14 protein-coding genes are annotated in these 11,782 nt (G+C 69.7%); 12 read left to right on the forward strand and 2 right to left on the reverse strand.

Annotation, left to right across the window (positions count from 1 at the left end; translation table 11 throughout):
* The first annotated feature begins 79 nt into the window (after positions 1-79).
* Positions 80-844, forward strand: coding sequence for a type I methionyl aminopeptidase (gene map, locus QSJ19_RS02450; RefSeq protein ID WP_286318092.1), 765 nt, complete (start codon positions 80-82; stop codon positions 842-844).
* Between the two features lie 12 nt (positions 845-856).
* On the opposite strand, the gene QSJ19_RS02455 is transcribed toward map, so the two are convergent.
* Both QSJ19_RS02455 and QSJ19_RS02460 read right to left on the reverse strand, forming a co-directional pair.
* Entirely contained in the window at positions 857-1,579 is a 723-nt protein-coding gene (locus QSJ19_RS02455) for an NUDIX hydrolase (protein ID WP_286318093.1), read from the reverse strand.
* Between the two features lie 81 nt (positions 1,580-1,660).
* Complete coding sequence (locus QSJ19_RS02460) at positions 1,661-2,281, reverse strand: helix-turn-helix transcriptional regulator (RefSeq protein WP_502876078.1); 621 nt, start codon at positions 2,279-2,281, stop codon at positions 1,661-1,663.
* Positions 2,282-2,577: 296 nt separating this feature from the next.
* On the opposite strand from QSJ19_RS02460, the gene nadA reads away from it, so the two are divergent.
* From nadA to hisI, 11 genes are all read left to right on the forward strand, one after another.
* On the forward strand, positions 2,578-3,645 hold the full coding sequence (nadA, locus tag QSJ19_RS02465; protein WP_286318094.1) for a quinolinate synthase NadA: 1,068 nt from the start codon (positions 2,578-2,580) through the stop codon (positions 3,643-3,645).
* Positions 3,638-4,552, forward strand: a complete 915-nt coding sequence (gene nadC / locus QSJ19_RS02470; protein WP_286318095.1) for a carboxylating nicotinate-nucleotide diphosphorylase — start codon at positions 3,638-3,640, stop codon at positions 4,550-4,552. The genes nadA and nadC overlap by 8 nt, the downstream gene beginning before the upstream one ends.
* A gap of 124 nt (positions 4,553-4,676) precedes the next feature.
* Positions 4,677-6,023 carry a histidinol dehydrogenase gene (gene hisD / locus QSJ19_RS02475; RefSeq protein ID WP_286318096.1) on the forward strand — a complete coding sequence of 449 codons (1,347 nt, stop codon included), beginning with the start codon at positions 4,677-4,679 and terminating at the stop codon, positions 6,021-6,023.
* Positions 6,020-7,177: a histidinol-phosphate transaminase gene (locus QSJ19_RS02480; protein WP_286318097.1), complete on the forward strand. Its 1,158-nt coding sequence runs from the start codon at positions 6,020-6,022 to the stop codon at positions 7,175-7,177. The genes hisD and QSJ19_RS02480 overlap by 4 nt, the downstream gene beginning before the upstream one ends.
* A complete protein-coding gene (gene hisB, locus QSJ19_RS02485) occupies positions 7,174-7,800 on the forward strand; it encodes an imidazoleglycerol-phosphate dehydratase HisB (RefSeq protein WP_286318098.1) in 627 nt (208 codons plus the stop codon). The genes QSJ19_RS02480 and hisB overlap by 4 nt, the downstream gene beginning before the upstream one ends.
* A 172-nt stretch (positions 7,801-7,972) precedes the next feature.
* Positions 7,973-8,617 carry an imidazole glycerol phosphate synthase subunit HisH gene (hisH, locus tag QSJ19_RS02490; protein WP_286318099.1) on the forward strand — a complete coding sequence of 215 codons (645 nt, stop codon included), beginning with the start codon at positions 7,973-7,975 and terminating at the stop codon, positions 8,615-8,617.
* Positions 8,614-8,970, forward strand: coding sequence for a hypothetical protein (locus QSJ19_RS02495; RefSeq protein ID WP_286318100.1), 357 nt, complete (start codon positions 8,614-8,616; stop codon positions 8,968-8,970). The genes hisH and QSJ19_RS02495 overlap by 4 nt, the downstream gene beginning before the upstream one ends.
* Positions 8,963-9,706, forward strand: a complete 744-nt coding sequence (priA, locus tag QSJ19_RS02500) for a bifunctional 1-(5-phosphoribosyl)-5-((5-phosphoribosylamino)methylideneamino)imidazole-4-carboxamide isomerase/phosphoribosylanthranilate isomerase PriA (protein ID WP_286318101.1) — start codon at positions 8,963-8,965, stop codon at positions 9,704-9,706. The genes QSJ19_RS02495 and priA overlap by 8 nt, the downstream gene beginning before the upstream one ends.
* Positions 9,706-10,557 carry an inositol monophosphatase family protein gene (locus tag QSJ19_RS02505; RefSeq protein ID WP_286318102.1) on the forward strand — a complete coding sequence of 284 codons (852 nt, stop codon included), beginning with the start codon at positions 9,706-9,708 and terminating at the stop codon, positions 10,555-10,557. The genes priA and QSJ19_RS02505 overlap by 1 nt, the downstream gene beginning before the upstream one ends.
* Entirely contained in the window at positions 10,554-11,327 is a 774-nt protein-coding gene (hisF, locus tag QSJ19_RS02510; RefSeq protein WP_286318103.1) for an imidazole glycerol phosphate synthase subunit HisF, read from the forward strand. The genes QSJ19_RS02505 and hisF overlap by 4 nt, the downstream gene beginning before the upstream one ends.
* Positions 11,328-11,397: 70 nt before the next feature.
* Positions 11,398-11,757, forward strand: coding sequence for a phosphoribosyl-AMP cyclohydrolase (gene hisI / locus QSJ19_RS02515; protein ID WP_286318104.1), 360 nt, complete (start codon positions 11,398-11,400; stop codon positions 11,755-11,757).
* The last annotated feature ends 25 nt before the right edge of the window (positions 11,758-11,782 follow it).

The following is an 11,782-nucleotide window of genomic DNA, read 5'->3' on the forward strand; positions in this document are numbered from 1 at the left end:
ACCGGCAGCGGTATGAAAATACCGGCACCGTGTCGTAGGCTGGTATTTAAATACCAGGTGTGACCACCAGGAGGTGTGTGTGATCGAACTGAAGTCCCCGGATGAGGTCGCCGCGATGCGGGTGACCGGCCGGTTCATCGCCGAACTGCTCGACGATGTGTCGTCGCGGGCGGAGCCGGGGGTCAACCTGCTCGACCTGGAGCTGCGGGCGCGTGAGCTGATCGAACAGCGCGGCGCCGTCTCGTGCTACTGGGACTATGCCCCGTCCTTCGGTCGGGGGCCGTTCCGCAACGTGATCTGCTTGTCCGTCAATGACGCTGTCCTGCATGGACTTCCGCATGACCTCGTGCTCACCGACGGTGATGTGCTCAGTATGGACATCGCCGTCGCGATCGACGGATGGGTCGCCGATTCGGCACGCACGGTCATCGTCGGTGACCCGCGACCGGAAGATGCGCACCTGGTCGAGACCACACAGTTGGCGCTGGCCGCCGGCATCGATGCGGCGCGATCTGATCGCCGGCTCGGCGACATCTCGGCCGCGATCGGCGAGGTGTGCATCTCCCGCGGCTACATGGTGAACACCGAGTTCGGCGGTCACGGGCTCGGACGCACCATGCACGAGGACCCGCACGTGTCGAATGTGGGCCGTGCCGGCAAGGGAATGCGGTTGCGTCCCGGGCTGACGTTGGCGCTCGAGCCGTGGCTGGCGCGACACACCGCGCAGATCGTCTACGACCCCGACGGCTGGACGATCCGGTCCGCGGACGGCTCGCGCACCGCGCACAGTGAACACACCATCGCGATCACCGACGGCGACGCCGAGATCCTCACGCTCCGTTGATCGTGCGGCCGCTCAGAGGGGCGGGCGCAGGGTCGCGAACTCGTCGGTGACGCGCAGTCGGGTGTCGGCGAACGCGTAGAGCGCCGGGGGGCGACCGCCGGAACGGCCGGTCTTCCCGACGGTTCCGGTCGACACCACCACTGCGCGACGACTCAGGATGCGCAGGAGGTTGGTGGTATCCACCGGGTAACCCAATGCTGCACAATAGATCTCCGAGAGTTGAGACATCGGGAAGCGTTCCGGGGCGAGAGCGAACGCGATGTTCGTGTACGACAATTTCGCGGCGAGACGATGGCGGGCCGCGTCGATGATCTCGGCGTGATCGAACGCGACCTCCGGCAAGCTGTCGACCGGCTGCCAGGACGCCGACGACGGGAGCGTCGCCATGGCATCCGACGGGACGAGGCCCAGATACGTGGATGCGATGGTGCGGACGCCGGGCACACGGTTCGGCGCGGAGAACACCGCGAGTTGCTCGAGGTGTGCGATCTTCTCGATCTCGACGGTGTCGGCCACGAGCCGCCGCGCGGTCGCCTTGAGCGTCTCGTCGGCGACGACGTCACCACCTGGCAGCGACCACCCGCTCCCATCCGGCGTGCGGCACAGGAGGACACACAGCGCAGGGGCGACCTCGGGCTCGACCTCACGGACCTGGAACACCGCCGCGAGCACCTCCACGCGGAGCGCCGCGGACGCCCCGTCGGACGAGGACGGGCGCGGCGGGGGCGTGGACATGGCGTCGATTGTATGGGCGTCCCCACCGGGATCGACGCGACACGTCCATGGGGAGCAGTGACGCCGGCCCGCCCGCGCCGCCTACAGCTCGTCGAGTGACAGGAGCCCGTCCTGGATCGCGCGTGCCGCAAGGGCGGCCTTGGTGCGTGCGCTCCGGTCGACCGCGGTGTACTTGGCGCGGATGCGGGTGAGGTGGGTGTTCACCGTGCCGATCGAGATGCACAGTTCCTGGGCGACCATGATCTTCGAGTCGGTGAGCAGCCACGTGCGCAGGACCTGGATCTCCCGGTCGGTGAGTCCGGGCCGCCGACGCTCGGGTGCGACGTCGCCGTCGGTGTTTCGCGCGCCAGGTGTCCGGCGCGCCGTCGATTCCGCTGTCGTCGCCGGTCGGGGTGCGGCACGTGGTGGGGCGGGGCGCGACACAGTCCCGGCGACGACCTGCTCGGCGTTGTGCACCAGCCGCATATGCGGGCGCGTGGTCCCCGCCCGGGGGTCGGCGCAGACCGGCGCAGTGTGCGACCGTGCGTCGGAATGCGCCGGCCCGGCCGACGGCATCCCGGGCAGGGGCATGCGTCGCGCCGCGAGACTGGCCAACGCGGCCTCCCGCCGGGCGGCTGCGGCCGCCGACCGTGCGACGCCCGGCGAGGACGGCGTCGGGACGCCCCGGGCGGCGGCGGTTCCGCGCGTGACGGTGCCGGGCATGAGGCTGTCGGGGGTGAAGCTGTCGTGCGGGGAGACGGTCATCACGATGCTCGCAATCTTTCTCAGCGGCCGCGGTCGGCTCGGCGGGTCTCAGACGTCATCGACGCTGTTCGGTACGTCTTCGACGGTATGGAGCCGGTGGCCCGCGCAAACGCGTAGTGGACTACTCGAATCGCGGCGGGAATGCCGCAGATGTGACCGGTGTTACGATGGACAGCGTTTTCGACCATCAGTCGAAAACTCGTGTCGTCCGATACGACCCCGTGTCGGAGAGCATGACCGCAAGAGGAGTGGCGATGAGCATCACGAGTGACCGACCGGCAACGGCGACAGACACCGCACCCCTGGGTCTGATCGACGCCGAATGGGTCGACGGCCCTGGTGGCTACACCGGCGTCGAGCCGACCCGGGAATGGGCCGACGAGGTGCGCCGACTGGCGCGCGCCCGGAATGCGACGCTGCTGGCGCACAACTATCAGCTGCCCGCCATCCAGGACATCGCCGACCATGTGGGCGACTCTCTCGCGCTGTCGAGGATCGCCGCGGAGGTCGACGCCGACGAGATCATCTTCTGCGGCGTGCACTTCATGGCGGAGACCGCCAAGATCCTCAGCCCGGACAAGCGCGTGCTGATCCCCGATGCACGCGCCGGGTGCTCGCTCGCGGACTCCATCACCGCCGACGAACTGCGTGAGTGGAAGGCCGATCACCCGGATGCGGTCGTCGTGTCGTACGTGAACACCACGGCAGAGGTGAAAGGTCTCACCGACATCTGCTGCACGTCGTCGAACGCGGTCGACGTCGTCGCGTCGATCGACCCCGACCGTGAGGTCTTGTTCCTGCCGGATCAGTTCCTCGGCGCGCACGTCAAGCGTGAGACCGGGCGAGACAACATCCACATCTGGGCGGGGGAGTGCCACGTCCACGCCGGGATCAACGGCGACGAGCTGGCCGATCAGGCGAGCAGCCACCCCGATGCGGACCTCTTCATCCATCCCGAATGTGGTTGCGCGACATCGGCTCTCTACCTCGCCGGCGAGGGCGCAGTCCCTGCCGACAAGGTGAAGATCCTGTCCACCGGCGGCATGCTCGACGCCGCACGGGAGACCGGCGCCAAACAGGTGCTCGTCGCCACCGAGATCGGCATGCTGCATCAACTCCGCAAGGCGGCTCCGGGTGTCGACTTCCAGGCCGTCAACGACCGTGCGTCGTGCCCGTACATGAAGATGATCACGCCTGCGGCGTTGCTGCGTTCGCTGCGTGAGGGCCGCGACGAGGTGCACGTCGCCCCCGACGTCGCCGAGCGTGCTCGCACGAGCGTCGAGCGCATGATCGCGATCGGCAACCCCGGTTCCGGTGAGTGAGGCGTTCGTCGGCCAGATCGCCGCGGCCGACGACCTCGATCTCACCGTCACCGACGAGGTCCGATCACTGATCCGGACGGCGCTCGACGAGGACCTCCGGCACGGTCCGGACGTGACGACCCAGGCGACGGTGCCCGCCGACGCGGTCACCGACGCCGCGATCGTGAGTCGCGGACACGGCGTGATCGCGGGCCTGCCGGTGGTCCTCGCGGTGCTCGACGAGGTGATCGGAGCCGGACGCTACGAGGTGACGTCGTCCGTCGCCGACGGCTCTCACGTCGGTCCGGGAGACGTCGTCCTGGCCGTCCACGCGCCGACCGGGGCCTTGCTCACGGCCGAACGCACCGCGCTCAACCTCGTCTGTCATCTGTCCGGGATCGCGACTGCCACAGCGCGGTGGGTGCAGGCAGTCGAGGGCACCGATGCGAAGGTGCGTGACTCCCGAAAGACGCTGCCGGGGATGCGGTACCTGCAGAAGTACGCCGTCCGCGCCGGTGGCGGCGTGAATCATCGCCTCGGCCTCGGCGACGCGGCGCTGATCAAGGACAACCACGTGGCGGCCGCCGGTTCGGTGAGTGCCGCGTTGTCGGCGGTCCGTGCCGCCGCGCCGGGTCTGGCGGTCGAGGTGGAGGTCGACTCGTTGGCCCAACTCGACGAGGTCCTCGCGCTCGGACCGCAGTTGGTGTTGCTCGACAATTTCGCGCTCTGGGAGACGCAGATGGCCGTGCAGCGCCGCAACGCGCGGTCCCCGGAGACCAAGCTGGAGAGCTCCGGCGGGTTGTCGCTGGACATGGCCGCCGACTATGCCCGCACCGGCGTCGACTACCTCGCGGTCGGTGCGCTGACCCATTCGGTCACCGTGTTGGACCTCGGGCTGGACATCCCCGCGCCGCCGGCCGGTTCCTGACGCGGATCCGCCGGTGGTCGGAGACGCCCGCCGACCGTGTGGAAAACCACTTCGCCGGACCCCATAAACTCGTGGGTGATGTGTGCGCACGAAGTGCGCCGTTCCCGGCTCACAGGAGAACCCGATGCTCGCCCGAACCGACCTGCGCGGTGCCCGGCCCACGCTCGCTGAACTGCGACGTGCGCTGCCCCGCGGGGGAACCGACGTCAATGCCGTCCTCGACACGGTGGCGCCGTTGGTCCATGAGGTCTCCGAGCGCGGCGCGGACGCCGCCCTCGAGTTCGGTGAGCAGTTCGACGGCGTGCGTCCGGACTCGGTACGGGTGCCGCCGTCGGTCATCGCGGATGCACTCGATCAACTCGACCCCGCGGTCGCCGACGCCCTGCGCGAATCGATCGTGCGTGCCCGCAAGGTGCACGCCGATCAGCGCCGGGAGACGTCCCGGACCCAGGTCGTCGACGGCGGCGTCGTCAGCGAGAAGTGGATTCCCGTCCGACGTGTCGGTCTGTACGTACCCGGCGGCAACGCGGTGTACCCGTCGTCGGTGATCATGAACGTGGTGCCGGCCCAGGAGGCCGGCGTCGGCTCCCTGGTGATCGCCTCGCCCCCGCAGAAGGACTTCGGTGGCAGGCCCCACCCGACCATTCTCGCCGCCTGCGCCCTGCTCGGGGTCGACGAGGTGTGGGCCGTCGGTGGTGCCCAGGGCGTGGCCCTCCTCGCCTACGGCGGCACCGACTCCGACGGCGCCGTCCTCGATCCCGTCGACCTCGTGACCGGACCCGGCAACATCTTCGTGACAGCGGCGAAGCGCTTGTGCCGCAGCGTCGTCGGCATCGACTCGGAGGCCGGGCCGACCGAGATCGCGATCCTCGCCGACGACAGCGCCGACCCCGGCATCCTGGCGTCCGACCTCATCAGCCAGGCCGAGCACGACGTGCTCGCGGCCTCGGTCCTCGTGACCGACAGCGCCGACCTCGCCGACGCCGTCGACCTCGCCCTCGACGCGCAGGTCGCCACGACCAAGCACCGCGAACGCGTGATGACCGCGCTGTCGGGCAAGCAGTCGGGCATCGTGCTCGTCGACGACCTCGACGCCGGTCTGACCGTGGTCGACGCCTACGCTGCCGAGCACCTCGAGATCCAGACCCGCGACGCGGCCGCGGTCGCCGACCGGGTGCAGAACGCGGGCGCGATCTTCGTCGGACCGTATGCGCCGGTCAGTCTCGGCGACTACTGCGCGGGCTCCAATCACGTTCTGCCGACCTCGGGTTCGGCCCGCTTCGCATCGGGTCTGTCGGTGCAGACGTTCCTCAAGGGTGTGCACGTCATCGACTACGACGAGGACGCGCTGCGCGCCGTCGCCGACAAGGTCGTCACCCTCGCCGACGCCGAAGACCTTCCCGGACACGGCGATGCGGTGAAGCAGCGCTTCGTCACGAGCGGGGCGGCGACAGAAGCGGGTGCCTCGTGAGCGCCCCGGATTCGGTGGACCTCGACACCTCCGGCGTGCCCGGTGGACAGATCTGCGTCGACGATCTCCCCCTGCGGGAGAACCTGCGGGGCAAGAGTGCTTATGGCGCACCGCAACTCAAGGTGCCCGTGGTCCTGAACACCAATGAGAACCCGCACCCGCCGTCGGCCGCGTTGATCGCCGACGTCGCCGACTCGGCGCGGGAGGCGGCGGCCGAGCTGCACCGCTACCCGGATCGGGACGCGGTCGCGTTGCGCGCCGACCTCGCCGAGTATCTGACCCAGGCCACCGGGACCACGCTGTCGGTGCACAACGTGTGGGCGGCCAACGGCTCCAACGAGATCCTGCAGCAGTTGCTGCAGGCGTTCGGCGGGCCCGGACGTCGTGCCCTCGGCTTCGTGCCGTCGTACTCGATGCATCCGATCATCTCCGACGGCACGGACACCACGTGGCTGCACGCCGTCCGCGCCTCGGACTTCTCCCTCGACATCCCGTACGCGGTCGCCGAGGTGACCAACCGTCGACCCGACGTGGTGTTCGTGACGTCGCCGAACAACCCGACCGGCGGGTCGATCCCGAACGACGGCCTGCGCGCGATCGTCGAGGCGGCGCCCGGGATCGTCGTCGTCGACGAGGCCTACGGAGAGTTCTCCCGGCAGCCGAGCGCCGTGGAACTCATCGAGCAGTACCCGACGAAGGTCGTGGTCAGCCGGACGATGAGCAAGGCGTTCGCGTTCGCCGGCGGACGGCTCGGCTATCTCGCCGCCGCCCCGGCGGTCGTCGACGCGTTGCAGCTGGTGCGGTTGCCGTATCACCTGTCGGTGCTCACCCAGGCATCGGCGCGCGCGGCCCTGCGCCACCGCGACGACACGCTGGCGGGCGTGGCCGCGATCATCGACGAACGCCGGCGTGTCGTCGGCGAGCTGACCGACATGGGCCACCACGTGATCGACTCCGACGCGAACTTCCTGCTGTTCGGACGGTTCCGCGATGCGTCGGCGACCTGGCAGCACTACCTCGACCACGGCGTGTTGATCCGTGACGTCGGAATCGCCGGTCATCTGCGTGTCACCATCGGGTTGGCGGCCGAGAACGATGCCTTCCTCGATGTCAGCCGAACGCTTGCGCCCACAGATCTGGAGAACTCCCGGTGACCACCTCACCCGCCCCGCGGATCGCTCGTGTCGAACGCACCACCAAGGAATCGTCGATCACCGTCGAGCTGAACCTCGACGGTACCGGCGTCACCTCGATCTCCACCGGTATCGCGTTCTTCGACCACATGCTCACGGCCTTCGGTCAGCACGGCAGTTTCGACCTGACCGTCGAGGCGAAGGGCGACGTCGAGGTCGAGGGGCATCACACGATCGAGGACACCGCGATCGTGCTCGGACAGGCGCTCGGACAGGCCCTCGGCGACAAGAAGGGCATCCGCCGGTTCGGCGATTCGTGGATCCCGATGGACGAGACGCTGGCCCACGCGGTCGTCGACGTCTCCGGGCGCCCCTACTGCGTGCACACCGGCGAACCCGACCATCTCCTCACCGCGGTCATCGGTGGCTATCCGGGGGTGCCGTACTCGACGGTGATCAACCGGCACGTGTTCGAGTCGATCGCCCTGAACGCCCGCATCGCACTGCACGTCCGCGTGCTCTATGGCCGCGATCAGCACCACGTCACCGAGGCCGAGTTCAAGGCCGTCGCCCGCGCGCTGCGCGCCGCCACCGAGTACGACCCCCGGGTCAGCGGCGTGCCGTCGACGAAGGGTGCGCTCTGATGGGGCCGGTGATCGCAGGCAGCATCCCCGGCAGCGTGCTCCGGAAAAGCACCCCGGGGATGCGCCCCGCGCAGAGGACGCGCGCACATATCGTCGACGGCACCCGTCCAGAGGGCGGATCCCGGGGTCGCTTCTCCGGAAAGCTGTTGTCCGGCGCGGGGTGGTGCGTCCGATGACCGGCGCCCCTGCGGTCACCATCCTCGACTACGGCTCGGGCAACCTCCGATCCGCGCAGCGCGCGCTCGAGCGTGCCGGCGCCGACGTCACCGTCACCGACGACCGGGACGCCGCGACCGAGTGTGACGGCCTGGTCGTACCCGGCGTCGGGGCCTTCGCCGCCTGTATGGAGGGTCTGAAGGCGGTCAATGGACACCGCATCATCGATCAGCGTCTCGCCGGCGGCCGGCCCGTGCTGGGCATCTGTGTGGGCATGCAGATCCTGTTCGATCGCGGCGTCGAGTTCGGTGTCGAGGCCGACGGATGCGGCGAATGGCCGGGCACCATCAGCCGGCTGCCCGCGCCGGTGCTGCCGCACATGGGCTGGAACACCGTCGAGGCCGCCGAGGGGACGGCGCTGTTCGACGGTCTCGACGCCGACACGCGGTTCTACTTCGTGCACTCCTACGCCGCGCAGAGCTGGGAGATGGACAGCGACGGCACGCCTCTCGCCGCGCCGAAACTGACCTGGGCCCACCATGGGGGGCCGTTCCTGGCCGCGGTCGAGAACGGCGCGCTGTCCGCCACCCAGTTCCACCCGGAGAAGTCCGGCGACGCAGGGGCACACCTGCTGCGCAACTGGGTGCGGTCACTCGGATGAACGTCGACGGCACCCGCTTCTCGCTCGGCAAACTGGTGTTCTATGCACTGGGCGCCGGCGTCCTCGTGCTCGTGGTGTCGATCCCGATCATCCTGGCCATCGCGCACTGGTCGCCGATCGCGGGCCTCGTCGTCGCACTCCTCGCGGTCCTCGCGATGATCGCCGCGATCGGAACCGTCTCCCGGCGGATGATCGCCACCGCCGAGCGTGAGATCCTGGCTGCGCGCGCCGCCGAGCAACACGACCGGACCGCCCGCCCACCCGCCGCGCGTCCCGACGGCACCGCTCCTCCGGGCAGCCTCGACCCACGCACCATCGAACCGACAGACAGGAACTCCGCCACCGATGGGTAACACCCTTGAACTCCTCCCGGCCGTCGACGTCGCCGACGGGCAGGCCGTCCGACTGGTGCAGGGCGCAGCCGGCACCGAGACCTCCTACGGGTCGCCCCGTGAGGCCGCACTGGCGTGGCAGTCCGACGGCGCCGAATGGATTCATCTCGTCGACCTCGACGCCGCGTTCGGCCGTGGGAACAACCGGGAGCTCCTCGCCGACGTCGTCGGCGAACTCGACGTCAAGGTGGAACTGTCCGGCGGCATCCGCGACGACGATTCGCTGGCCGCGGCTCTGGGTACCGGCTGCACCCGCGTCAATCTGGGCACCGCCGCCCTGGAGAACCCCGACTGGTGCGCACGCGCGATCGATCGGTACGGGGATCGGATCGCCGTCGGTCTCGACGTGATCAGGGAGGGCGAGTCCTATCGTCTGCGGGGGCGTGGCTGGGTCACCGACGGCGGCGACCTGTGGGAGGTGCTGACCCGGCTCGACCGCGACGGCTGCTCGCGCTATGTGGTCACCGACGTCTCCAAGGACGGCACGCTCGGCGGCCCGAACCTCGAACTGCTCGGCGAGGTGGCCGACGCGACGTCGGCGCCGATCGTCGCGTCCGGCGGGGTCTCCGCGCTCGACGACCTCATCGCCATCTCGGGGCTCGTCGACCGGGGCATGGAGGGCGCGATCGTCGGTAAGGCGCTCTACGCCGGCCGGTTCACGTTGCCCGAGGCACTCTCGGCCGTCGCCGGGACGTGATGGATCACCAGCGTCTGCTCGATATCGCGAGCGCCGTCCTCGACTCCGCCGTCGACGAGTTCGTCGCCGGCCTCGGCGCCCCGAGTGCCGTCGAGAAGGGCGTGACCGACTTCGCCACGCAGGTCGACCTGGATCTCGAACGCCGCCTCGCCGCCGAGCTCGCCGACCGCACGCAGATCCCGGTGCACGGTGAGGAGTTCGGGGGTCCGCCGGTCACCGAGGGCGCGGTCTGGGTCCTCGATCCCGTCGACGGCACCTACAACTACTCGACCGGCGTGCCGATGGCCGGGATCCTGCTCGGCCTGCTCGTCGACGGCGATCCGGTGCTCGGTCTCACCTGGTTGCCGCTGCTCGGTCGACGCTATGCCGCTCACGTCGACGGTCCGCTGCTCGCCGACGGCGCGCCCGCGCCCGCGCTGGCACCACTCGACCTGAAGGCCTCCGCGATCGCCTACGGGCCGTTCAACGCCGCGGGCCGCGGCCGGTACCCGGGGGCGCGTCGCGCCGATGTCATCCGGGCCCTGAGCTCGCGGGTCGCGCGCCTGCGGATGACCGGCAGCACCGGCGTCGACATGGCCTACACCGCGGCTGGGATCTTCGGTGGCGCAATCGCTTTCGGACGTCACGCCTGGGATAACGCAGCGGGCGCGGCGTTGGTGCGGGCGGCAGGTGGTGTGGCCACCGACCTGAGCGGCGCGCCGTGGACGGCGTCGTCGCCGTCGCTGGTGTGCGCCGCCCCCGGGGTACACGAGGAGATCATGGCGGTGATCGCCGACGTCGTCGGCGACGAGTGGGGCGCCGCCGGTGACGTCGGGACGACACCCCCCGCGAACCCAGGAGGTCGGTCATGACGGTTGCCGTTCGAGTCATCCCCTGTCTGGACGTCGACGACGGCCGCGTCGTCAAGGGGGTCAACTTCCAGAATCTGCGTGACGCCGGTGATCCGGTCGAACTCGCCGGCCGCTATGACCGGGAAGGCGCCGACGAACTGACCTTCCTCGACGTCACCGCGTCGAGTTCGGGGCGCTCGACGATGATCGACGTCGTCAAGCGCACCGCCGATCAGATCTTCATCCCGCTCACCGTCGGCGGCGGCATCCGCACCGTCGAGGACGTCGACACGATGCTGCGTGCCGGCGCCGACAAGGTCAGCGTCAACACCGCCGCCATCGCCCGACCCGAGGTCCTCGCCGATATGAGCCGGCGGTTCGGCTCGCAGTGCATCGTGCTGTCGGTCGACGCCCGCACCGTGCCGGACGGGGAGGCGCCCACCCCCTCCGGGTGGGAGGTGACTACGCACGGTGGACGCCGGGGGACCGGCATCGACGCCCTCGAGTGGGCGCGCCGCGGCCAGGAACTCGGCGTCGGTGAGATCCTCCTCAACTCGATGGACGCCGACGGCACGAAACGCGGATTCGATCTACGGATGCTGGCGGCGGTACGCGCCGAGGTGGACGTGCCGGTGATCGCCAGCGGCGGCGCCGGCGCGATCGGCGATTTCGCCCCTGCGGTCGAGGCCGGTGCCGACGCCGTGCTGGCCGCCTCGGTGTTCCATTTCGGTGAGCTGACCATCCCCGACGTGAAGTCGGCGATGGCCGCCGACGGAATCATCGTCCGCTGATGCGACGTTGGCCCCACCGAACGCCCCCCGATCATCTCCGTAGACCGACGAGCAGGACAGGACACCCGTGATGGCCCTCGATCCCGAGCTCTCCGCCCGGCTCAAACGCAACGACGACGGGCTCTTCGCCGCGGTCGCCCAGGAGCGCGGCACCGGCATCGTCCTGATGATGGCGTGGATGGACGACGTCGCGCTCGAACGCACCCTGGCGACCCGGCAGGGCACCTACTACTCGCGCTCCCGACAGCAGTACTGGGTCAAGGGCGAGACGTCCGGGCACACCCAGTACGTGCACGACGTGCGGCTCGACTGCGACGGCGACACCGTGCTGCTGGTCGTCGACCAGGTCGGTGCGGCCTGCCACACCGGCAACCACAGCTGTTTCGACACCCCGTCGCTGCTGCCCGCGGCCGACGGCGGGGGAGAATGAACCCGACCACTCCAGCAGAAAGGCG

It is taken from the genome of Gordonia sp. ABSL11-1 (genome assembly GCF_030315685.1).
Lineage (GTDB): Bacteria > Actinomycetota > Actinomycetes > Mycobacteriales > Mycobacteriaceae > Gordonia.